The organism is Streptomyces sp. NPDC006552 (genome assembly GCF_040611655.1).
Taxonomy (GTDB): Bacteria; Actinomycetota; Actinomycetes; order Streptomycetales; family Streptomycetaceae; genus Streptomyces.
In genome coordinates, this window is record NZ_JBEXOS010000029.1 from 33,967 (window position 1) to 53,299 (window position 19,333).

Below are 19,333 nucleotides of genomic sequence, written 5' to 3' on the forward strand. Positions count from 1 at the left end.
GAGTCTGCGGCGCGGACGGCCCGGGTCACCGGTCGGCGGAGTCGAGCACGGCCTCCATCACCGACCGGGCGATCGGCGCCGCGCTGCCGCCCCCGCTGATGTCCGCCCGGTCCGCCGCCGCGTCCTCCACCACCACGGCCACCGCCACCTGCGGCGCGGAGGCGGTGCGGTCCTGCGCGTAGGAGAGGAACCAGGCGTACGGCACGCCCTCGTTGTGCACCCCGTTCTGCGCGGTGCCCGTCTTGCCGCCCACCGTCGCCCCGGAGATCCGCGCGTTCGTGCCGGTGCCCTCCTCCACGACGTCGACCATCATCCGCTGCAACCGCGACGCCGTGTACGGCGACATCACCTGCTTGTAGGTCCTGCCCTCGGTGGTGGAGACCGTGGAACCGTCCTCGGCCGCCGTCCGCTCCACCAGGTGCGGGGCCATCAGCGTCCCGCCGTTGGCCACCGCCGCCGCGACCATCGCCATCTGCAGCGGCGTCGCGGCGGTGTCGTACTGGCCGATGGAGGAGAGCGCGAGCTGCGAGGCGTTCATATCGGTGTCGAAGACGGAAGGGGCGGCGGTCATCGGGATCTTGACGCCGCTGTCGTTGAACCCGAACTTCTCCGCCGTCCGCACCATGCCGCTGAGGCCCACCCGGACCCCCAGGTTGGCGAAGACGGTGTTGCAGGAGACCCGCAGCGCGTACTCCAGACTCGCGTCCTCGCAGGCGTCGGAGGAGGACTCGTTGGACAGCCGGGTGCTCGTGCCGGGCAGCGTGTAGGGCGAGGGGGTGTGCGTCTTCGCCGAGGGGCTCGCGACGACCCCGTTCTCCAGCACGGCCGCCGCCGTCACCACCTTGAACGTCGAACCCGGCGGATACGTCTCGCGCAGCGCCCGGTTGAGCATCGGCTGGTCCGGGTCGCCGTTCAGCCGCGACCACGCGCGGGTCGCCGGCGAGCCGGTGCCCGCGATGTCCCCGGGGTCGTAGGAGGGGGTGGAGACCAGCGCCAGGATCTTCCCGCTCGACGGTTCGACCGCCGCGACCGCGCCCTTCCTGCGGCCGAGCCCCGCGTACGCGGCCTGCTGCGCGGCGGCGACGATGGTGGTCTCCACCTTGCCGCCGGGCTCCTGGGCGCGGGAGATCTCGTTCCAGAACGGGATCGTCGCGAGCAGCGGATCGGTGCCGGACAGGACGTCGTCCTCGGCGCTCTCCACGAACGTCGTGCCGTACGTCTGCGAGGCGTAGCCGGTGACCGGCGCGTACAGCGGGCCGTTCTTGTAGGTGCGTTCGTAGCGCAGCGCCTGCCCGGTGTCCCGGGAGCCGGTGATGGTCCGGCCGTGGACGAGGATGTCGCCGCGCGGCTGGTCGTACCGCTCGATCGTGGCGCGCCGGTTGGCCGGGTTGTCGTCGAGGGAGGGGGCCTGGAAGACCTGGACGCGGGCCGCGTTGACCAGCAGCGCGACCAGCAGGAGCAGACAGAACGCCGACGCGCGGCGGATGTACGTGGTCACGGGGCGGCCTCCTGCGGCACGGCCTGGCCGGCCGCGGGGGTCTCGGGCGGCGGCGTGCCGCGGGCCCGGTCGCTGACCCGGACGAGGATCGCGACGATGACCCAGTTGGTGACGAGGGACGAGCCGCCCTGCGCGAGGAACGGCATCGCCATGCCGGTCAGCGGGATGAGCCCCATGACACCGCCCGCGATGACGAAGACCTGGAGGGCGACGATCGACGCGAGCCCGATGGACAGCAGCCGGCCGAAGGGGTCGCGCAGCGCCAGCCCCGCCCGGTACCCCCGCTCCACGAACAGTGCGTAGAGCAGGAAGATCGCCGTCAGACCCACCAGGCCGAGCTCCTCGCCGGCCGTCGCCAGGACGAAGTCGGATTTGGCGGCGAACCCGATGAGGACCGAGTGGCCGAGGCCGAGCCCGGCGCCGAGCATGCCGCCCGCCGCGAACGCGAACAGCGACTGCGCCAGCTGGTTCGCGCCGTCGCCCGCCTCGACCGAGGCGAAGGGGTGCAGCCAGTCCTGGACACGGCCGTGCACATGCGGTTCGAAGGACGCCACGACGAACGCCCCCGCCGCCGCGAGCAGCAGGCCGATCGCGATCCAGCTGCCGCGGCCCGTGGCCACGTACAGCATCACGACGAACAGGCCGAAGAAGAGCAGCGAGGTGCCGAGGTCGGTCTCCAGGACCAGGACACCGACGCTAAGCAGCCAGATCGCGAGGATCGGCGCGAACACCCGCATCGTCGGCAGCTGGAGCTTCCAGAGCTTCTTGCCGGTGTACTTCAGGGCGTTGGCGTTGGCGGCGAGGTAGCTGGCGAAGAAGACCGCGAGCAGGATCTTGGCGAACTCGCCGGGCTGGATGGAGAAACCGCCGATCCTGATCCAGATCCGGGCACCGTTCACGGCCGGGAAGAAGATCGGCAGGATCATCAGGACGAGCGCCGCGACGACGCTGAGGTACGCGTACCGCTGGAGCACCCGGTGGTCGCGCAGGAAGAGCACGAAGGCGATGAACAGGCCCACGCCCAGGGTCGACCAGACCAGCTGGGTGGGCGCCGCCTCGTCGCTGGGGGTCGACAGGTCGAGCCGGTAGATGAGGACCAGGCCCAGACCGTTGAGGAGCACCGCGATGGGCAGCAGCAGCGGGTCCGCGTACGGGGCGCGGAAGCGGACGGCGACATGGGCGAGGAGCGCGAGCACCCCGAGCCCGGCACCGTAACCGGCGGCCCCCGGCGGCACGGAGCCGTTCTTCGCGAGGCCGACGTCGCAGTAGCCGTAGACGCTCAGCAGCACGGCCAGCAGGATCAGCGCCAGCTCGGTCCCCCGGCGCCGGGGAACGCGGACGGCGGGTACCGACGGCGGCGCGCTCACCCCCGCCGGCTTTCCTGCCGCACCCGTGGAACCGGTCATGGCGGGAACGTAGCAAGTCCGCCCGCGATATCCGCTCATGTCGGGGTTCGGGGTTCGGTGGGGCGCGGCGGTGGAGGGGTAGGGGTTGCCAGGGGCCGGGGCCGGGGCCGGGGCCGGGGCCGGTGGGCCGGGTCAGGCCGGTTCCTCCTCGTACGGCAGGGTCAGCGTGGCCAGGGCGCCGCCGCCCGGCGCGTTGGCGAAGCGCAGCTCCGCGCCGAGGATCTCGGCCTGCCCGAGCGCGATGGTCAGACCGAGCCCGTGCCCCCGCGCCCCGCCCTCGGTACGGAACCGCTGCGGCCCGTGCTCCACGAGATAGGCCGGATAACCCGCGCCGTGATCCCGCACGGTGATGACCGGCCCGTCCACGGTCAGCTCGACCGGCGGACCACCGTGCCCCTGCGCGTTGGCCACGAGGTTGCCCAGAACCCGCTCCAGCCGCCGCCGGTCGGTCACCACGCACACGTCCCGGACGACGACGACCGTGACGGCGGAGCCGGTGGCTGTACCCGCGCCTGGGGCGCGACCCGCGTTCGTATGGGCGCCCGCGTCGGGGCCGGCGCCTGCGTCCGGGCCGGCGTCTGTGTCCGGGATAGCGTCTGTGTCCGGGCTGGCGTCCGCGTCTGGGCCTGGGCCCGTGTTGGTATGGGCGCCCGCGTCCAGGCTGACACCCGCACCCGCACCCGCACTAGCACCCGCACTCATAACCGGGCTCGCGCCGGGACCGGCAACCGCACCGGCACCGGCACCCGCACTCGCACCCGCACTCATAACCGGGCCCGCGCCCGGACCGGCAACCGCACCGGCGCCGGACGCCCGCACCACGCGTTCGGCCACCGGCCCCAGCCAGGTCTCGTCGAGCTCCACGCGCTCACTGCGCGCGTCCAGCCGGGAGATCTCCAGCAGATCCTCGGTGAGCGTGCGCAGCGCGGCGACCCGGTCGCGCACCAGCTCGGTCGGGCGGCCCGGCGGCAGCAGCTCCGCCGCGGCGTGCAGCCCGGTCAGCGGGGTCCGCAGCTCATGGGCGACGTCGGCGGTGAACCGCTGCTCGGTGAGGATGCGGGCCTGCAAGGACGACGCCATGCTGTCGAGCGCGCCGGCCACGGCGGCGACCTCGTCCTGGTGCCGGCCCGGATCCCCGGTACGCGGGTCCCCGACCCGCGCGTCGAGATCGCCCGCGCTGATCTTGCGGGCCACCCGCGCCGTCGTGTGCAGCCGCCGTGTCACCCGGGTCACCGCGAACGCGCCGACCAGCAGCGTCGCGCCGATGGCCAGCGCCGACGAACCGAGGATCGCCCGGTCGAGGCCGTCGATGGTGCGGGCGCTCTGTGAGTAGTCGATCTGGACCCCGAGCGCCTCGCCGCCCGCGGCCGGACCCGCCGCCCACATCGTGGGGTGCTTGTCGTGGCCGCCGACCATCGTGCCCCGCTCCCCGCCGACCGCCAGGTCCCGCAGCGGGGCGGGCAGCCCCGGCGGATCCAGCGCGGCGCCGGGCCCGAGCCGCCCGCCGGCCCGGAAGGCCTCCGTCGCCTCGTCCAACCGCGTCAACGCCCGCTGCCGCGCCTCGCGCACCGTCTGGTCCGTGACGGAGACGTGCACAAGGATGCCGAGCAGCGCGGCGAGCGCACAGCAGATCACCGCGAGGAACGCGGCCGCCTTCCAGGTCAGCGAGGCGGTCCAGGCGGGCAGCCGCGGCCGGCGCGGTGGACGAGGTCGGCGCGGGACGCGCGGGCGGGTCACGAGCCGCTCACCGGAAGGGGCGGGTACGGGGCGGAGAGGGCGGAGCGGTACGCCGCGGGCGAGGCGGAGGGGGCCGCGGTCCGGGCCGAGTCCGCCGCACCGGACCCCGGAGCCGGGGAGGGGGAGGCGGACACGGCGCCCCCGGACGGTGTCTCCGGCGCGGGCGTGGCCGGCGGCCCGGTGCGCACGATCTCGTCCCGCGTCGGCAGCATCGCCCGCTGGTGGCGGTCGTACGACCACGAGGTCCGGTACTCGTAGCCGGACAGGTCGGCGACGGCGCGCACCACCACGCTGCGGTCGGCCAGCTGGACGCTGATGACGGCGTCCTCGTCGTTCATGATCTGCGTCAGCTTGCCGTCCGCGTACATATAGACCCGCACCAGAAGCTGGTCCTTCGGCGCGTGCACACCGACGACCATGTCCGCCTTGCCGTCACCGGTCAGGTCCGAGAAGTAGGCCTGAAGCACCGGGCAGTCGGGGCCCTTGCGACCCGGATCGCCGCAGTCGGTCAGGCCCTTCTTGATGTCCTCGTACGTATCGGGGTCCGCGGCGGCCTGGGCACGGATCACCGCCACCGGATCGACCTCGCGCAGATCGCCGCCCGGCACCGCGACGCCCTTGACCACGTGGGTCTCGCCCGCTCCGTAGTCGTCGGCCGGTGCGGACGCGGGGGAGAGCGAGGGCCACAGATGGCGCGGGCCCACCGCCGTCGGGGTTGGACCCGCGCCTTCGAGCCCGCCACTGGCGCCGCAACCCGTGAGGAGCAGGGCGGTGAGCACGACGAGAACGGGCGCGACGAGGGCGGGCCCGGCAGGAGCGGGGAGAACGAGGCGCCTGTGCGTCACTGCACTCCTGCCTGCCTGAGGGCCGCTCGCCGCAGCGCGGGCGAGGTCGGGCCGCCGTCGGTGTGCGGCTGCGTACACCTTATTGGTGAGGAAGTCCCTGTTATTTTCCCGGTGGGGCCGGGGCCGGCGCATGTCGAGCCAGGGGCGCGGGGCCCCGGAACGGGCTCGGCCAGGGCGGGTCAGCCGTCCGCGCGGCCCCGCCGGACGGTGGAGTACACGAGACCCGCGGCGCCGGCCGCGGCCATCGCGCCACCCGCTATGAGGAAGTACGGGTTGGCCGATATGCCGTCCGAGGCCGCGGTGGCAGGACGCTCCTGGGAGTCGGACCGGGAGCCGGTCCGGTAGGTCACCGGCGCCGGGGCGTGCACCTGAACCTGCCCCTGCTCCTGGGCGGGCGCGGCGGCGGAGGCCGGGTCGGCATGGCCCAGGGATTCCGCGAACGCGGCCGTGGGCACCAGCACCGCCCCGCCGAGAACAGCGGTGACCACGGCACTACGAAGGAGGGCGAGGCGCATAGGGACTCCGATCGTCGAGAGGCGTCCGATCTGACTCCATAACCGTAGGAGCCGGGCATCACGGCAGTTCGGCGGCTGTGTAACAACGTCCCTGCACTCCGCGCCCGAAATGATTTCTCCCCCCGCCGCCCACACCCCCCGCCGTCCTGGCCCCCACCACCCACGCCCTCGTCGTCCCCGCCCCGCCCGTTCGTTCGCCACCCCACCCGCCCACGCCGCCACCCGTTCCTCCGCCACCCCGGCACCCACCCCCTGGCCACCCCTCTGACCTTCTCCGCGCCACCCCCCAACCCGCGCCGTTACCGGCCTCCTTCGCCACCCCGCCCTCCGCGCCCGGCGACGGACGGACGAAACGGTGGCCGACACCGGTCACGGGAGTGTCCGCACCATGACGGGTCTGCGGGCTTCTTGCCCTGCGGCGGGCTTGCTGCTCCCATGGTCAGGGGGTGATGGGGCATGAACGGACTGCGCGTCGTACCGACCTGGCGGCACGGTCAGGAGCGGCTCTACGTCTACGGGGAGGACGGCCGGAACGTCGCCTGGTACGACCGGGAATCGGGCCGGGTCAACCTGCTCAGCGAGGCGGGCCGGGAGGCGGTGCTCGACGTGCTGCGCCCGTTCATCGCCGGGCCCGTCGCCGTGGGTCCGCCGCCGGTGCCCACGCCGGCCGAGCTGGCGAGGCTCAGCCTCCACCCGGACGACGACCTGGCGCCGAACCGCCCCGGCGAGGCCCTCGTGATCGCCCTGGACCGGGCCCCGGCCCCGCAGCGCAGGCTGCGCAGCGACCCGCGCCGCCGGGCGCTGGCCGCACAGCAGCTGGTCGGCGAGGCGCTCGACGGGCTGGAAGGAGCGGGCTGGCGGACCCTGCACTCGGTACCGCTGCCCGGTGGCTCCCATGTCCACCACTTACTGATCGGCCCCGGCGGACTGTTCGCGCTGCACGTCCTGCCCGCGCACCGGCAGCGCGTACGGGTGAGCGACCCGATGGTCACCGCGGGCCGCGGCGAGCCGCAGCCGCTGCTGCGCAGGGTGCGGGCGGACGCGTCGCGGGCGTCCTTCGCGCTGACGGCCGAGGTCAGGGCCGGTCTGGTCCTGGTGGCACCAGCCGCCCTGGAGGTCCAGGCTCCGCCCCGCGGGGTACGTCTGCTGACCGACACGGAGCTGCTCGGTCTGGCGCGCACGGGCGGTCACCTGAAACCGGCGGACGTGGAGGCGCTGCACGCGATGGCCCGGGACCGCGGGACGTGGCGGCGGGTCTGAGGGATCGTTCGCGGGGCTTCAGGAGGGCAGCTCGCCGGCCCGGCCGGGTTCGGTCAGCGGCCCGAGCAGATCCCCGTACCGTTCGAGCCGCGGCGCGATGTCGTCGGCGAGGAACACCAGGTCACGGGCGTCTCCGCCGTCCTGGCAGGCCTCGACCTCGTCCCAGGTGACGGGGGTCGACACGGTCGGCTCGGTGCGGGCTCGCAGGGTGTACGGGGCGGCGGTCGTCTTCGCGGCGGAGTTCTGGCTGTGGTCGACGAACACCTTGCCGGGGCGCAGGCTGCGGTTCATCCGGTGCACGACGAGGTGCGGCAGCGCCGCCTCGGCCTCCTGCGCCAGCGTCTTCGCGTAGGCACTGGCCTGCTCGGACGGGACCGGGACCAGGGGGACGAGGAGGTGCAACCCCTTGGAACCGGAGGTCTTGGCGTACGCGTGCAGACCGTCGGCCGACAGGCGTGCGCGCAGCCACCGGGCCACCTCGCAGCACTGGACGATGTCGGCCGGAGCCCCCGGGTCCAGGTCGAACACGAGGCGGTCGGCCCGGGCCGGGGCGCCGGCCCGCCATTGCGGGGTGTGGAACTCCGTGACGAGGTTCGCCGCCCACATGAGCGTCGCCAGGTCCTGGACGAGGACCTGCCGGGAGACGCCGTCGGACCGCGGCACCTCCGCCGTCTTCACCCAGGCGGGTGCTCCCGGCGGCACGTTCTTGGCGAAGAAGTGCTGGCCGTCGGGGCCGTCGGGGAACCGGAGGAAGGAGATCGGGCGGTCCGCGAGATGGGGGAGCAGGGCGTCCGCCGTCGTCGCGTAATAGTGCAGCAGCTCGCCCTTGGTGAAACCGGTGGCCGGGTAGAGCACCTTCTCCAGATTGCTGAGCGGCAGCCGCCGTCCCTCGACTTCTGTGATGGGCGTCATACCGTAATACTCTGACATTCCGTGCAAAACGCCCCACACGCCACCCTCGGTACGACAGAACGACGGCAGAACGACGGCAGAACAACCACGCGGCACGACGACACAGCACGACGACACGGCACGACGCGGAACGATCACGGAACGGGAGGACCTCGTGCGCTCCATCTGGAACGGCGCCGTCTCCTTCGGTCTGGTCAGCATCCCGATCAAGCTGATCAACGCCACCGAGAACCACGCGGTCTCCTTCCGCCAGGTCCACCTGGAGGACGGCGGACGCATCCGCTACCGCAAGGTGTGCGAGCTGGAGGACAAGGAGGTCGGGTCCGCCGAGATCGGCAAGGGGTACGTGGACGCCGACGGGTCGGTCGTCCCGATCACCGACGAGGACCTCGCGGCGCTGCCCAGCCACACGGAGAAGACGATCGAGATCCTGGCGTTCGTCCCGGCGGACCGGATCGACCCGCTCCAGATGGACACCGCGTACTACCTCTCGGCCAACGGCGCCCACGCCACCAAGCCGTACACCCTGCTCCGCGAAGCGCTGCGGCAGAGCCAGAAGGTGGCCATCGCCAGGTTCGCGCTGCGCGGCCGTGAGCGGCTCGGCATGCTGCGTGTCACCGGTGACGTCATCGCCCTGCACGGGCTGATGTGGCCGGACGAGATCCGCTCGCCACAGGAGGTCGCGCCGGACACCCACGTCACGGTGCGCGACGCCGAACTCGACCTGGCGGACGCCCTCATGGACACGCTCGGCGAAGTCGACATGGCGACTCTGCACGACGACTACCGGGCCGCGGTGGAGGAGATGGTCGCGGCGAAGGTGGCCGGCGGAGACGTGCCGGAGACGCCGTCGGCGCCGGACTCCGGAGGCAAGGTCCTCGACCTGATGGCCGCGCTGGAGAGCAGCGTGCGGGCCGCGAAACAGGCGCAGGGGAAGCCCGGCACCGGTGGGGACATGGCCGAGGTGACCTCGATCGCGGGCCGCTCCCGAAAGAAGACGGCACCCAGGAAGAAGCCTGGCAAGAGCGCGGAGCCGCCCGCGAGAAAAGCGGCGCCGCCCGCGAAGAAGACGGCATCTGCGGCGTCGTCGGCGAAGAAGTCAGCGACATCGAAGGCAGGTGCGGCGAAGAAGCCCGCTCCGGCCGCTACGAAGAAGCCCGCTCCGGCCGCTATGAAGAAGAAGTCGGCGGCGAAGAAGAGTCAGCCCCGGAAGAAGACGTCGGCCTGAGGAACGGCGCAAGGGTGGCCCGGGACCACCCTCGCGCCGCTCCTCAGGCTGCGAAGCCGCTGGAGTCCTCGGCGATCAATCCGATCACCGCCGCCGGGCCACCGCCGCGGCGTCCCGCCGGAAGGCCCACTCCATCTTCGGTTCCATCACGAACCGGAACATCCGCTGCACCGGCGGCGTACACAGCACGGTGATGACGGACGCGGCGATCAGGGTCACCCCGATCTCACCGAGCGCCGTATGCACCCACCGCACGTCGTACCAGTCCCAGAACCGGGAACCCTTGGCCAGGAAACCGTGCAGCAGATAGCCGTACAACGTGCCCGCGCCCAGTGCGGTGACCCACAGCTTGCGTCCCGGCACCCAGGCCAGGAAACAGGCGACCAGCAGCATCGAGCAGCCGAACATGGCGAGCGTCATCACGACACCGCTCCAGCCGGGCGCCGCCAACTCCTGGGCGCTGTCCCGCCGGTAGAACCAGGCGGCGTTCATCCGCGGCGCCGCCCAGTAGGCGAACAGCAGGGCGGCCGCGAACACCGGCACCGCCAGCAGGCGCGCCTCCCGCCGCCGCACCAGCCGGAAGTGCTCCGGCTTGAGGCACAGGCCGAGCACGAAGAAGGGGAGGAACTGCAGGACGCGCTGGAGGTCCAGGTCGTCACCGATGTCGGGGGAGACCGACGCGAGCACCGCGACGCCGAGGGCCACCGGCAGCGGCCGGCGGATCACCTTCCACAGCGGGGTGCTCAGCCGCCACACGAACAGCGCGATCAGGAACCAGGTCAGGTACCAGGGATCGAGCAGACTGAAGGGGTAATCGGGGTCGCCCCCGGCTGTCCGCTTGAACAGCGTGTACGCCACCTCGAAGACGACGTACGGCACGGCCACCCCGGTGACCAGCCGCTTCAACCGTTCCGGGCTCGCGTCGAAACTGCGCGAGAAGTAGCCGGAGATGACGATGAACGCCGGCATGTGGAAGGCGTACACGGTCATGTACAGGGCGGACGCGGCCCGGCTGTCACCGCGCAGCGGCTCCCAGGCGTGCCCCATGGCGACCAGCACGATCGCCAGGTACTTGGCGTTGTCGAAGTACGCGTCCCGCTTCTTGCCGGGCTTGGGCGCGGCGGCGGAGACCGCCTCGCTGCGCACGGGCGGGGCCGTGACGTCGCCACTCTGCGCAGGCAACGGCGCCCGCGAGCGGACCAGCCTTACCGGTTCGCTCACGATCCCTCCCGCGTGGAACCCCGGCTCCCGAATTCGCGTCTTCTCAGGTTTGCGGGATTCAAGTGGCTGCGCGACATCCCACGCACCGTAGTCACCCACCGAGGCACGCGTAAACCTGAGCCGACGATGGGTGGCGGCTGTCACACCCACCGACGCGAGCGAGCCGGACATCGCCCCGCAAGTCGGACGGGGCCCGTGTTGGTGCCGCCGAGCAGACGCGCAACAATCCGACGATGGACCTATCCGACGACGGCCCGGACCTCGCTCCCCACTGGCACGACGCCGCCAACAACATCAGCGGTATCGCACGCGCTTGCCGAGACGCCGCCCCCGTAGCCGCTGCGTTCGTCCGCGCGGGCTGGTCATCACGCTCGTCGTCCTACGACGGCTACGAGGTGTGGACGAGCTGGGCACGGCTCGAACTCGATCCGCTGGAGGGGGAAGAGGTCCTACTGAACGGCGTGACAGACCCCGAGCACGTCAACACCCTGGCGACCCTACTGAGCCGCTCCGGCTTCGGGTTCGTCCTGGAACCGAGCGATGACGCGGACGAGTTGGTGCGCGAGGTGCGCGGCTGAGACTCGACGGGCGTGACTACGACGAAGAGCCGGACCCAGTGATCCTGGATCCGGCTCTTCGTATGTGGCACTTCAGCTGGTCGGCGACTTGATCACGCTGTCCCGGCTTCTGTGCCCCCGGCAGGATTCGAACCTGCGCACACGGCTCCGGAGGGTGTGTCATCTAGTCGCGATCCACGAGGTCAGTGCAGTGTGGAGGGCATTCGGGTGCGGACCAGTCCACGAATAGTGCGCAGCCCCTGTGCCGAAGTCGGCATGCTTCGAGTCCCCGTCGAGGATGACCTACCGCAGCGACTGCAGGCGAGTGGCTGTGCCTAGCTGCGCGAGATGCCGGCCCCGGGCGACGCGTGCCAGGCACCGGAGGCGAACCTTGGAAACGACCTGACAGAGCGTGGCATGATCGTGTATCAGGTGGGCTAGTTGGTGTGGCGGAACTCGTAGGTGGGGGATGAATGATGACGAACGGTGACATCCTGATCGGCCCGGAGGAGCAGGCCGCTGCCGAGCAGCAGATCGTGGAGCAATCCAAGCGCATCGACTTTTACATCACCGAATACACGGTCGAGATCTTGGCTAACAAGATGCGGGCGAATGAGTATGTCGTGCCTCGCTACCAGAGAGAGTTCACCTGGGAGCCCGAGCGTAAGTCGAAATTTCTCGAATCGGTCATCATGGGACTGCCCATCCCGTTTGTGTTTTTCTGGGAGATGGAGGACACAGGCAAGCTGGAAGTGGTGGACGGGTCTCAACGGCTCCGTACACTGGAGGAGTTCATCCTAGGTGACTTCCGCCTTGGAGAGCTCGACCAGCTCCCGAATATTTCCGGCTTCAGGTTTACTGACCTGCCTGAATCTCGCCAGAGGAAGATCAAGAATAAGTCGATTAGGGGAATCGTTCTTAACGAGCACGCAGATGAAGCGGCACGGCTCGACATGTTTGAGCGCATCAATACTGGCAGCAAGATTGCAAACAAGGCAGAAGTACGGCGTGGGGCGCTTGCTGGCCCATTCCTGGACCTAGTGATCGAGCTTGCCGACGACCAGCTTCTCCATTCCCTTGCTCCGATGAGTAAAAAGCAGAAGGACGAGCGTGGGTATGACGAACTGGTGACGCGGTTCTTTGCCTATGGAGATGGCCTTGGTGACTACAAGGATCGTCCATCTGATTTCATTTTTAAATACGCGAAGAAAATGAACCTTGCTTTTGCGACTGACTCGACTTTGTCGATTTCCTACAGTCGACGTTTTCGCGATACGTTGGAGTTCGTAAGTAGGGTCTTCCCCTATGGTTTCCGGAAGACATCGAACGGCAAGGCCACACCTCGCGCACGATATGAATCCATCATCCTCGGCTCCTATCAAGCATTGCAAGAGCGCCCTGAGATCAAAGATTTCGGGCGAGAGCGATTCAACGTCACAGAGTGGCTCACAAGCAGTGCTTTCGTGGAGATCACTGGATCTGACGGAGCGAATGCCCGTTCGCGTCTGGAGGGGCGAATTGGGTTCGTGCGCGAAAAGCTGGTGGAAGCATGAGCACTGCGGACCTTTTCCCGTTCTTCGAGGAGCGGTTCAGTGAGGTTGATTCCTACGTCGACTTCCTTGAGAAGCTTGAGGAGGCTACCCAAAACGGAATTCCTCGCCTTGCCGTGTCCGAGTACAGAATCACTGCTAAGCAGCAGAGAATTCTCTATTCGAGCGTCTATCTGCAGCTTTATAATCTGGTAGAAGCCACAATGGCGAGATGTGTCTCCGAGCTGACTGAAGCGACGTCCTCTGCCGGAACCTGGCTGCCGCATCAGCTGAACGACCATCTTCTGCAGGAATGGGTTAGGTCCACTGCTCGTACTCACGCAGACATGTCTGCGCCGAGTCGGCTAAAGCACGCACTTGAGATGAGTACGCACATTGTTCAGCAGCTACCGGTCAAGCCGTTCGTCATAGACGTCGGTGGCGGAGGCAACTGGGACGATGAGGTAATCTACAAGATGGCCGAGCGCCTGGGTTGCCCCTTGTCGCTGAGTGTAACAACGCAAGCTAGCGTTAAGCGGAAGCGGCGTGATGGGCTCGGCCCACTCCAGCTGGTCAAGAGCCGCAGGAACGGCCTGGCTCACGGTTCGATCTCGTTCGTGGACTGCGCGGATGGCGTCGTAGTGCGGGAGCTGCGTGAGATGTCACAGTGCGTAGAGGCGTACCTACGTGAAGTGATCACATGCTTTAGAGATTACATCGATTCCCATAATTTCCTCCGACCAGATAGCAGACCGAGCGGTGATACGGCATGAGTGATGACTCCCCTACCATTTCAGCGGTTGATCTGTTTTGCGGTGTCGGAGGGCTCACTCATGGTCTGGTGCGTAGTGGAATCAACGTCACGGCTGGCGTTGACCTAGACCCGCATTGCCGTTATCCGTTTGAGGCCAACAACTCGGCGCCATTCATTGAGCGGGACGTCAAAGATCTCAAGGCTGCCGACCTTAAGCCATATTTCGCTGATGGGAAGTACTCTCTTCTCGCTGGCTGCGCACCGTGTCAGCCTTTCTCGACTTACAGCCAAAAAGGTCGAAGCAAGAAGCGAGGCATGGATTGGCGTCTCGTCCTCAATTTCGGATCCATTGTTGCTGACCTGCAGCCTGATCTTGTGACCATGGAGAATGTTGTACAGCTCGCGGACCATGGAGTTTTCTCAGAGTTCCTAGAGTCACTAAATGGATACTCCGTAAGCTGGGCAAAGGTCGAGTGCACAAAAATCGGAATTCCTCAGTCCCGCAAGCGGCTTGTTCTTCTGGCTTCTAAGCTCGGTGCACACGGACTAGACCTCACGCCACAGTTCGTGCAATCACCGCGAACGGTTCGCGATGAGATCGGCAAGCTTCCGCCGATTGCCGCGGGGGGGCAGCATCCGGGGGATTCCTTGCACATTGCCTCATCTCTTAGTGAAACCAACATGAAGCGGATCCAGGCCTCTAAGCCGGGAGGTACCTGGCGCGACTGGGATCCGAAATTGATCGCGGCTTGTCACCGCAAAAAGACCGGCTCAACCTATCCGAGCGTCTATGGGCGCATGGAGTGGGATGCGCCGGCGCCTACCATTACCACGCAGTGCTTTGGTTACGGGAATGGGCGATTCGGGCATCCCACTCAAGATCGCGCAATCTCGCTCCGTGAAGCAGCGATGCTGCAGACATTTCCTCGGGACTACAAGTTCCTCAAGCGGGGTGAGCAGGTAACCTTCAGCCGACTGGGACGGATGATTGGCAACGCTGTCCCGGTACGCCTCGGTGAGGTGATTGGGCAATGCCTCACTGACCATGTACGCGCTTATGAGGCCGGTGATACGGGTGAGCTGGTATCCAGTGGTCCTGCTCAGTTGGGTCGTTTGTTCTAGTCGCTACTGGTCAGCTTTTGTCGCCCGTCCTCAATAGTATCCAAACGTCAGCTAAGTTCCGGACTTGCGGAGGTCTGGCCCGCGGGTTGGCCCCCGCAATCTGATGTCAATCGACTAGCGGCGGCGAGCCGGTGGCATTCAGAGTCTTGGATGAAGGGCTGAGCTTCGCGGTTCATTGCAGGTCGGGAATTTGTGCGCCGCTTTGAAGCGCTGCTTCCCGGGTGAATTCTCGGAGTTCGTTGGGGTTAGGCCACGGGGCGTGGCGGTGGATCATCGGTGGCAGTTGGCACAGGTCAGTGCAAGATCGCTGAGCTTGGTCCGCCCCTCGCCGGCCTCGTGCAAGGGCACGACGTGATGACACTCAATGTATCTATCCCGTGCCCCGCGGGCAGTACGTCGCCTCGAAGTCGAAGCCGCATGCCGCACAGGCGAGGCGGTGGCCCTGACGCAGCACGGCGTCAATCTTCTTCTTGCGCAGCCGTTTGTCCCGCTCACGACTCTTGTGGCGGCGTATCAACAACCTGCCCTCGGGTGCGCTGTAGTCGTCTTCCTCCTCTGACCCCCGGCGGTACGGCCTGGAATTCACCTGCGGTGAGGCCGTCTCGGATGTGCTGAGCCATCTTCGTCATCCCGACCGGCCGGGCTAGGAAATCGTTCAGGACTGCGACATCGAGTGCGTTGCCGTTAGTTGGCTTCCCGGGGTAGTCCGCGTGTCGGCACGTGATGTTGACGGTCTTGCGGGCCACGCCGTTGGGATTCCGGAACAGCTCGGTGCGTGCTGCTTCGGGGTAGATCGGCATGGTCTGGAGCAGCGCAGACAGCTCGATCACCCAAGGGTGGTTGTACTCCAGTCGCTTCCAGTGAGCTTCTTCAGCGTTGCCCCTCCAGTGTGAGGATGGCCTTGGCGATTGACGTCATGCGATTGGGGCTGCATCGGGAGCTGCGGAAGATCCGCCAGGACTTCAGGCGTGCGACGCCTCGTTCGACGGGTGCTCGTGCCGCGGCCAGGGCACGGTTGCGGGTCCTGTCGGTGGGAGTGAGTTCCTGCAGAGGCTTGCGTTTGATGCCGGTGGTCAGCCAGGGCCCGGCGCCCTGGTAGGCGAGATCAGCCACGATCGGAACGACCTGGCGCTCGCAGATGCGGATGATCCGGTGGGTGCGTGCGGCGGTCAGGTCGTGAGTGCGCCCCGGCAGGGCGGGCGAGAGCCACAGCAGCCGACCAGCGGGGTCGGTGACGACCTGCACGTTCACGGCGTGGCGCCGGTGTTTGTGGGAGTAATCGGCTCGGCCGTCGCCGACCCGGTCGCACTCGGCGAGGGTGCCGTCGAGCAGGGGGTACACCAGTGCCACCATCGCGCACTGGGACGGCCGGAGCTTACAGCGTCGGTCGCCTTCACGGGTGACGATCAGCATGCTGACCCACTCCACGAGTGCGTGCGGCAGGTCGAGTGCGGCAGGATGGATGACCGACGAGGCCCCCGAGCAACGAGATTGAGACGTCAGACATCTCGATCAACGGTCCGGGGGCCTCGCTCGTTGCGCTTCACGGCCCATCACCCGATCGGTGGCCAACTCGAAGAACCTCAATGCGGGGGTTGAGCCGACCGAGGTGGCCGAGCGCGCCGGCAACAGCGTCGAGGTCCTGCTGACCCGCTACGCGAAGTGCCTCGACGGACGGCAGGACGTCGCCAACCGGCGTATCGAGGATCTGCTCCGCGAATACGAGTGAGACACCCTGCACCCCACCGAGGCCCCGGACAACTTGTCCGGGGCCTCTCTCGTCTTGAGCCCTACCTGCTGCGACGCTTCGAGCCGAGAGCGGACGAGGGGGGACTCGTGGAGCTGAAGGTCACGCGCTGGAAGCGGTACGGACATGATCGCCTGTACGCGAACCTGCCTGATGGCACGGCGGTCGGCTGGGCGGATGTGAAGACGGGGGACATCACAGTCCTGGTCGCCGAGTATCGCGACGACGTGATCGCCGTACTGACAGACCACTTACGGAACAACCCCGAACCGGTCCCGCCACACGCGACGCCCAGGACGCCCGAGGCTGAGGTGCCCCCGCTGCTGCCGCCTCTGACGGCGGCCGACGACCTGTCCGCCAACCGTCCCGGAGAGTCTCTGCTCGACAAATCCGGGCCCGGCCTGATCAAGCGAGTCGTCTCGCAGCTCCTGCGGCGCCCTGCAGAGTGGGACTCCTGGCGGAAGGGCCTGGCGGGGGAGAAGAGGGTGGGAGCAGAGCTGAACCGCTTATCGCGCCACGGCTGGCGCGTCCTGCACTCCATCCCTCTGGCCGACAAGGTGGATGTCGATCACTTGCTGATCGGTCCCGGTGGCGTGTTCAGTATCAATACGAAGCACCACCACAAAAGGGCTGTCTGGGTCGGCGATGACTCCGTGAAGGTCGATCACGGAAAGCCGGCACCATACGCGCGCAAGAGCCGGGCGGAAGCCAAGCGAGTAGGCCGAGTGCTTGAGCACTATTGCGGGTTCTCTGTATCGGTGGAGCCGGTGCTCGTTTTCGTCGGCGTGACCGATCTCAAGGTGGTCGCGACACAGCTCAGCGTGCGCGTGTACAAGGAGCGTGAGGTGGCGGCGCTGGCGCCGCTCTCAGGGGTGCTGACGGCCGAGCAGGTAGAGCAGGTGTACGGCGTCGCACGCCATCGACAGGCCTGGAGCCAGGTCTTGCCAAGGACGACATGACTTTTGCTCGTGTTTGAGGCCTGTGGCGCGATATCCGGGAGCCTTGTTGCCTGCCAGGCCTGTTAAACGGGCCTGGTGGCCTGAGCCTGTTCGGAGATGAGTTGCCGCTCAAGACTCCTACGCTCTGTGTCGAGCACAGTGAGCATCCGCGTACGGGTGTGCTCGAAGTTAGGCTCGACCTCGACGCCGAGGTCATGGCGCAGGGTGACCCGCAACAGGTACACCCCGTCGGACATTGGGCCGCTGAACCAAGCTTTGGCACGGTTGTACGACTCGGCTGGGGCAGGGCTGCTCGGCAGCTGCTTGACGACGGAGTATCCGACTCCGAGCGCCCTGTTGAGGGTCGAGGCAACCTCGTGAACATCCTTCGGCAGCGCCATCTGCGCCGAAGAGTATTGCTCCAACCAAGCGTCCTTGGCGGTTGCCAGGACTGCTGGCTCGATGCTTTCACCGCGCTCAGCTGCTCGGACGGAGTCTCGGGCAGCGACTCGGTAAGCGCGCGCCGTGGTGTTCAGGCGGGCGTAGAGATCCCGTCTGGCTTCTTGCGCTCGGTCGTGACGGTCTTCTGCTCGTTCCCGATCCGCGCGCTGGTTCTGCTCCCGGGTGACGCGCTGGCTGAGCAGTGCCCCGCCCAGGGTTCCGCCCAGTGTTCCTCCGACGCCGATAAGCGCGACTGCAAGCGTGGTCACGTCCACGAGATCCCCCACCTCGTCCGATCGTCTGTCCGCCCGCGGCGGTCGAAGGCGGCGCGACAGCACTGAGCAACGCTCAGGCTTCCCACCCGCGGCGCCATCCAATGCCGGGACGACGATAGCGAGCGGCACAGCTGCTTGGCTTCGATGCGCGGCGTCACCTGCGGGAATGCCTCAAGATCCCGTCCACGCCTCGTCCACAGACCCTGACATGGAGCCGCTTCGGACTGCATCTGCCTGCACATACGCGAAGACCCCGGCCTCAGCGTTTCCGCTGGTGACGGGGTCTTTGGGCACCTCATGAGAGGTGCCCCCGGCAGGATTCGAACCTGCGCACACGGCTCCGGAGGCCGTTGCTCTATCCCCTGAGCTACGGGGGCGTGTGCCGCTTGGTGTGCGGCGACGGGTAGAACCCTACCAGCTCATCCGGGGTCCTCATGAACAGGTATTACGGGCCGGGAGCGGGCCCGGGGGAGGGGGTGGGGGCGGCCCAGTTCCCCTGTACGGGGTGGAAGTGGGGAAAACCCGGACGCGGTGGCCGGTGCCGACCTACTCTCGAGTTGTGCCAGGCGCTACCGGCCGGGTCCTCGTTGTCGACGACAACAAGGTCATCCGGCAACTGATCAGGGTCAACCTCGAGCTTGAGGGCTTCGAGGTCGTGACCGCGGCCGATGGTGCCGAATGCCTGGACGTGGTGCATCAGGTGCGGCCCGATGTCGTCACGCTGGACGTGGTCATGCCGCGTCTCGACGGTATGCGTACTGCCGCGTACCTGCGCGAGGACGCGCGGACCAGCGGGCTCCCCATCGTCGTCGTCAGCGCGAGTTCGCAGTACGAAGTGGAGAGCGGGCTCGAAGCCGGTGTCGACGCCTTCCTCGCCAAGCCCTTCGAGCCCAATGAACTCGTGGGCGTTGTACGGAAGTTGTGTGCGCAGGGGCGTTCCGCGTCGGCGTCCACATCTCCCGTAGCGCCCGCGTCCCCTGCCTCCCTCGCCTCTGCATCCTCCGCGTCATCGGTCTCCTCGGAGGGTGGGACCGTCGCCGCGGTGGAGGAGGACGGTGGCGGTGGCGCCGGCTCCGGCGCCGGCGGTATCGCGGACAGCTGAGGTCTGGATGAGGTTTCCGTTCGGCATTCGGTTGACTTCGTCGCCCGTCAGCCTCTCCCCGTCACCCAGCCCGCTCCCGGCGTGCGGCCGATCTACCGACGCCCTACACCCCGAGCCGAGCCCGGCCCACCCCCGCCGATCCCCCCACCCCGGCCGAGCCTGATCCGGCCCCGGGCGGCGCCCACCCGTCCGTATCCCGGACCATCCGCCAAATGAACTCGCCTACCCACCCCCCTCCTCCCCTAC

The 19,333-nt window shown here is 67.9% G+C and carries 19 protein-coding genes, 1 tRNA gene and 1 pseudogene; 9 read left to right on the top strand and 12 right to left on the bottom strand.

The features are described 5' to 3' along the window. Positions 1-25 precede the first annotated feature (25 nt). The 5 genes from ABZY33_RS18360 to ABZY33_RS18380 all read right to left on the bottom strand — a co-directional run bounded on the left by ABZY33_RS18360 (position 26) and on the right by ABZY33_RS18380 (position 6,001). Complete coding sequence (locus ABZY33_RS18360; protein ID WP_356492625.1) at positions 26-1,498, bottom strand: penicillin-binding transpeptidase domain-containing protein; 1,473 nt, start codon at positions 1,496-1,498, stop codon at positions 26-28. Then, positions 1,495-2,904: an FtsW/RodA/SpoVE family cell cycle protein gene (locus ABZY33_RS18365; protein WP_356492626.1), complete on the bottom strand. Its 1,410-nt coding sequence runs from the start codon at positions 2,902-2,904 to the stop codon at positions 1,495-1,497. Before ABZY33_RS18365 ends, ABZY33_RS18360 begins: the two co-directional genes overlap by 4 nt. A 132-nt stretch (positions 2,905-3,036) precedes the next feature. Continuing rightward, positions 3,037-4,641, bottom strand: coding sequence for a HAMP domain-containing sensor histidine kinase (locus tag ABZY33_RS18370; RefSeq protein ID WP_356492627.1), 1,605 nt, complete (start codon positions 4,639-4,641; stop codon positions 3,037-3,039). Further along, positions 4,638-5,486: a hypothetical protein gene (locus ABZY33_RS18375; protein ID WP_356492628.1), complete on the bottom strand. Its 849-nt coding sequence runs from the start codon at positions 5,484-5,486 to the stop codon at positions 4,638-4,640. Before ABZY33_RS18375 ends, ABZY33_RS18370 begins: the two co-directional genes overlap by 4 nt. Positions 5,487-5,665: 179 nt before the next feature. Then, entirely contained in the window at positions 5,666-6,001 is a 336-nt protein-coding gene (locus ABZY33_RS18380; protein WP_356492629.1) for a hypothetical protein, read from the bottom strand. A 456-nt stretch (positions 6,002-6,457) separates the two neighbouring features. Here ABZY33_RS18380 and ABZY33_RS18385 point away from each other — a divergent pair, with 456 nt between their 5' ends. Then, positions 6,458-7,261, top strand: a complete 804-nt coding sequence (locus ABZY33_RS18385; protein WP_356492630.1) for an NERD domain-containing protein — start codon at positions 6,458-6,460, stop codon at positions 7,259-7,261. A gap of 18 nt (positions 7,262-7,279) precedes the next feature. On the opposite strand, the gene ligD is transcribed toward ABZY33_RS18385, so the two are convergent. Beyond that, the gene (gene ligD / locus ABZY33_RS18390) at positions 7,280-8,173 is read right to left on the bottom strand and encodes a non-homologous end-joining DNA ligase (RefSeq protein WP_356492631.1); all 894 of its coding nucleotides are present in this window, start codon (positions 8,171-8,173) and stop codon (positions 7,280-7,282) included. 154 nt (positions 8,174-8,327) lie between these two features. On the opposite strand from ligD, the gene ABZY33_RS18395 reads away from it, so the two are divergent. After that, the gene (locus ABZY33_RS18395) at positions 8,328-9,401 is read left to right on the top strand and encodes a Ku protein (RefSeq protein WP_356492632.1); all 1,074 of its coding nucleotides are present in this window, start codon (positions 8,328-8,330) and stop codon (positions 9,399-9,401) included. A gap of 84 nt (positions 9,402-9,485) precedes the next feature. On the opposite strand, the gene ABZY33_RS18400 is transcribed toward ABZY33_RS18395, so the two are convergent. Then, positions 9,486-10,547: an acyltransferase family protein gene (locus ABZY33_RS18400; protein WP_356492678.1), complete on the bottom strand. Its 1,062-nt coding sequence runs from the start codon at positions 10,545-10,547 to the stop codon at positions 9,486-9,488. A gap of 308 nt (positions 10,548-10,855) precedes the next feature. Here ABZY33_RS18400 and ABZY33_RS18405 point away from each other — a divergent pair, with 308 nt between their 5' ends. The 4 genes from ABZY33_RS18405 (at position 10,856) to ABZY33_RS18420 (ending at position 14,584) form a co-directional block, all read left to right on the top strand. Then, complete coding sequence (locus ABZY33_RS18405) at positions 10,856-11,200, top strand: hypothetical protein (protein WP_356492633.1); 345 nt, start codon at positions 10,856-10,858, stop codon at positions 11,198-11,200. 452 nt (positions 11,201-11,652) lie between these two features. After that, on the top strand, positions 11,653-12,732 hold the full coding sequence (locus ABZY33_RS18410) for a DUF262 domain-containing protein (RefSeq protein ID WP_356492634.1): 1,080 nt from the start codon (positions 11,653-11,655) through the stop codon (positions 12,730-12,732). Continuing rightward, positions 12,729-13,481: an MAE_28990/MAE_18760 family HEPN-like nuclease gene (locus ABZY33_RS18415; protein ID WP_356492635.1), complete on the top strand. Its 753-nt coding sequence runs from the start codon at positions 12,729-12,731 to the stop codon at positions 13,479-13,481. Before ABZY33_RS18410 ends, ABZY33_RS18415 begins: the two co-directional genes overlap by 4 nt. Beyond that, a complete protein-coding gene (locus ABZY33_RS18420; RefSeq protein ID WP_356492636.1) occupies positions 13,478-14,584 on the top strand; it encodes a DNA cytosine methyltransferase in 1,107 nt (368 codons plus the stop codon). Before ABZY33_RS18415 ends, ABZY33_RS18420 begins: the two co-directional genes overlap by 4 nt. 270 nt (positions 14,585-14,854) lie before the next feature. On the opposite strand, the gene ABZY33_RS18425 is transcribed toward ABZY33_RS18420, so the two are convergent. From ABZY33_RS18425 to ABZY33_RS18435, 3 genes are read right to left on the bottom strand one after another with little or no spacing between them, the layout of a single operon-like run. Then, a complete protein-coding gene (locus ABZY33_RS18425; RefSeq protein WP_356492637.1) occupies positions 14,855-15,079 on the bottom strand; it encodes an HNH endonuclease in 225 nt (74 codons plus the stop codon). Beyond that, positions 15,076-15,414 carry a hypothetical protein gene (locus tag ABZY33_RS18430; protein WP_356492638.1) on the bottom strand — a complete coding sequence of 113 codons (339 nt, stop codon included), beginning with the start codon at positions 15,412-15,414 and terminating at the stop codon, positions 15,076-15,078. Before ABZY33_RS18430 ends, ABZY33_RS18425 begins: the two co-directional genes overlap by 4 nt. Before the next feature lie 40 nt (positions 15,415-15,454). Beyond that, on the bottom strand, positions 15,455-15,997 hold the full coding sequence (locus ABZY33_RS18435) for a transposase family protein (RefSeq protein ID WP_356492639.1): 543 nt from the start codon (positions 15,995-15,997) through the stop codon (positions 15,455-15,457). 169 nt (positions 15,998-16,166) lie between these two features. Here ABZY33_RS18435 and ABZY33_RS18440 point away from each other — a divergent pair. Together ABZY33_RS18440 and ABZY33_RS18445 are read left to right on the top strand one after the other, a co-directional pair. Next, positions 16,167-16,313 (top strand): annotated as a pseudogene (locus ABZY33_RS18440) (site-specific integrase); the annotation flags it as partial. 107 nt (positions 16,314-16,420) lie between these two features. Continuing rightward, the gene (locus ABZY33_RS18445; protein WP_356492640.1) at positions 16,421-17,290 is read left to right on the top strand and encodes a nuclease-related domain-containing protein; all 870 of its coding nucleotides are present in this window, start codon (positions 16,421-16,423) and stop codon (positions 17,288-17,290) included. 62 nt (positions 17,291-17,352) lie between these two features. On the opposite strand, the gene ABZY33_RS18450 is transcribed toward ABZY33_RS18445, so the two are convergent. Together ABZY33_RS18450 and ABZY33_RS18455 are read right to left on the bottom strand one after the other, a co-directional pair. After that, complete coding sequence (locus tag ABZY33_RS18450; protein WP_356492641.1) at positions 17,353-17,985, bottom strand: hypothetical protein; 633 nt, start codon at positions 17,983-17,985, stop codon at positions 17,353-17,355. Between the two features lie 305 nt (positions 17,986-18,290). Next, a tRNA-Arg gene (locus ABZY33_RS18455) sits at positions 18,291-18,362 on the bottom strand. 182 nt (positions 18,363-18,544) lie between these two features. On the opposite strand from ABZY33_RS18455, the gene ABZY33_RS18460 reads away from it, so the two are divergent. Further along, positions 18,545-19,087, top strand: coding sequence for a response regulator (locus tag ABZY33_RS18460; RefSeq protein ID WP_356492642.1), 543 nt, complete (start codon positions 18,545-18,547; stop codon positions 19,085-19,087). The last annotated feature ends 246 nt before the right edge of the window (positions 19,088-19,333 follow it).

Bases quoted from the DNA above. Each gene is read 5' to 3' on its own strand.
- ABZY33_RS18385 (WP_356492630.1), top strand. From the start codon at position 6,458: ATGAACGGACTGCGCGTCGTACCGACCTGGCGGCACGGTCAGGAGCGG.
- ligD (WP_356492631.1), bottom strand. From the start codon at position 8,173: ATGACGCCCATCACAGAAGTCGAGGGACGGCGGCTGCCGCTCAGCAAT.
- ABZY33_RS18405 (WP_356492633.1), top strand. From the start codon at position 10,856: ATGGACCTATCCGACGACGGCCCGGACCTCGCTCCCCACTGGCACGAC.
- ABZY33_RS18365 (WP_356492626.1), bottom strand. From the start codon at position 2,904: ATGACCGGTTCCACGGGTGCGGCAGGAAAGCCGGCGGGGGTGAGCGCG.
- ABZY33_RS18435 (WP_356492639.1), bottom strand. From the start codon at position 15,997: ATGCTGATCGTCACCCGTGAAGGCGACCGACGCTGTAAGCTCCGGCCG.
- ABZY33_RS18415 (WP_356492635.1), top strand. From the start codon at position 12,729: ATGAGCACTGCGGACCTTTTCCCGTTCTTCGAGGAGCGGTTCAGTGAG.
- ABZY33_RS18420 (WP_356492636.1), top strand. From the start codon at position 13,478: ATGAGTGATGACTCCCCTACCATTTCAGCGGTTGATCTGTTTTGCGGT.
- ABZY33_RS18410 (WP_356492634.1), top strand. From the start codon at position 11,653: ATGATGACGAACGGTGACATCCTGATCGGCCCGGAGGAGCAGGCCGCT.
- ABZY33_RS18380 (WP_356492629.1), bottom strand. From the start codon at position 6,001: ATGCGCCTCGCCCTCCTTCGTAGTGCCGTGGTCACCGCTGTTCTCGGC.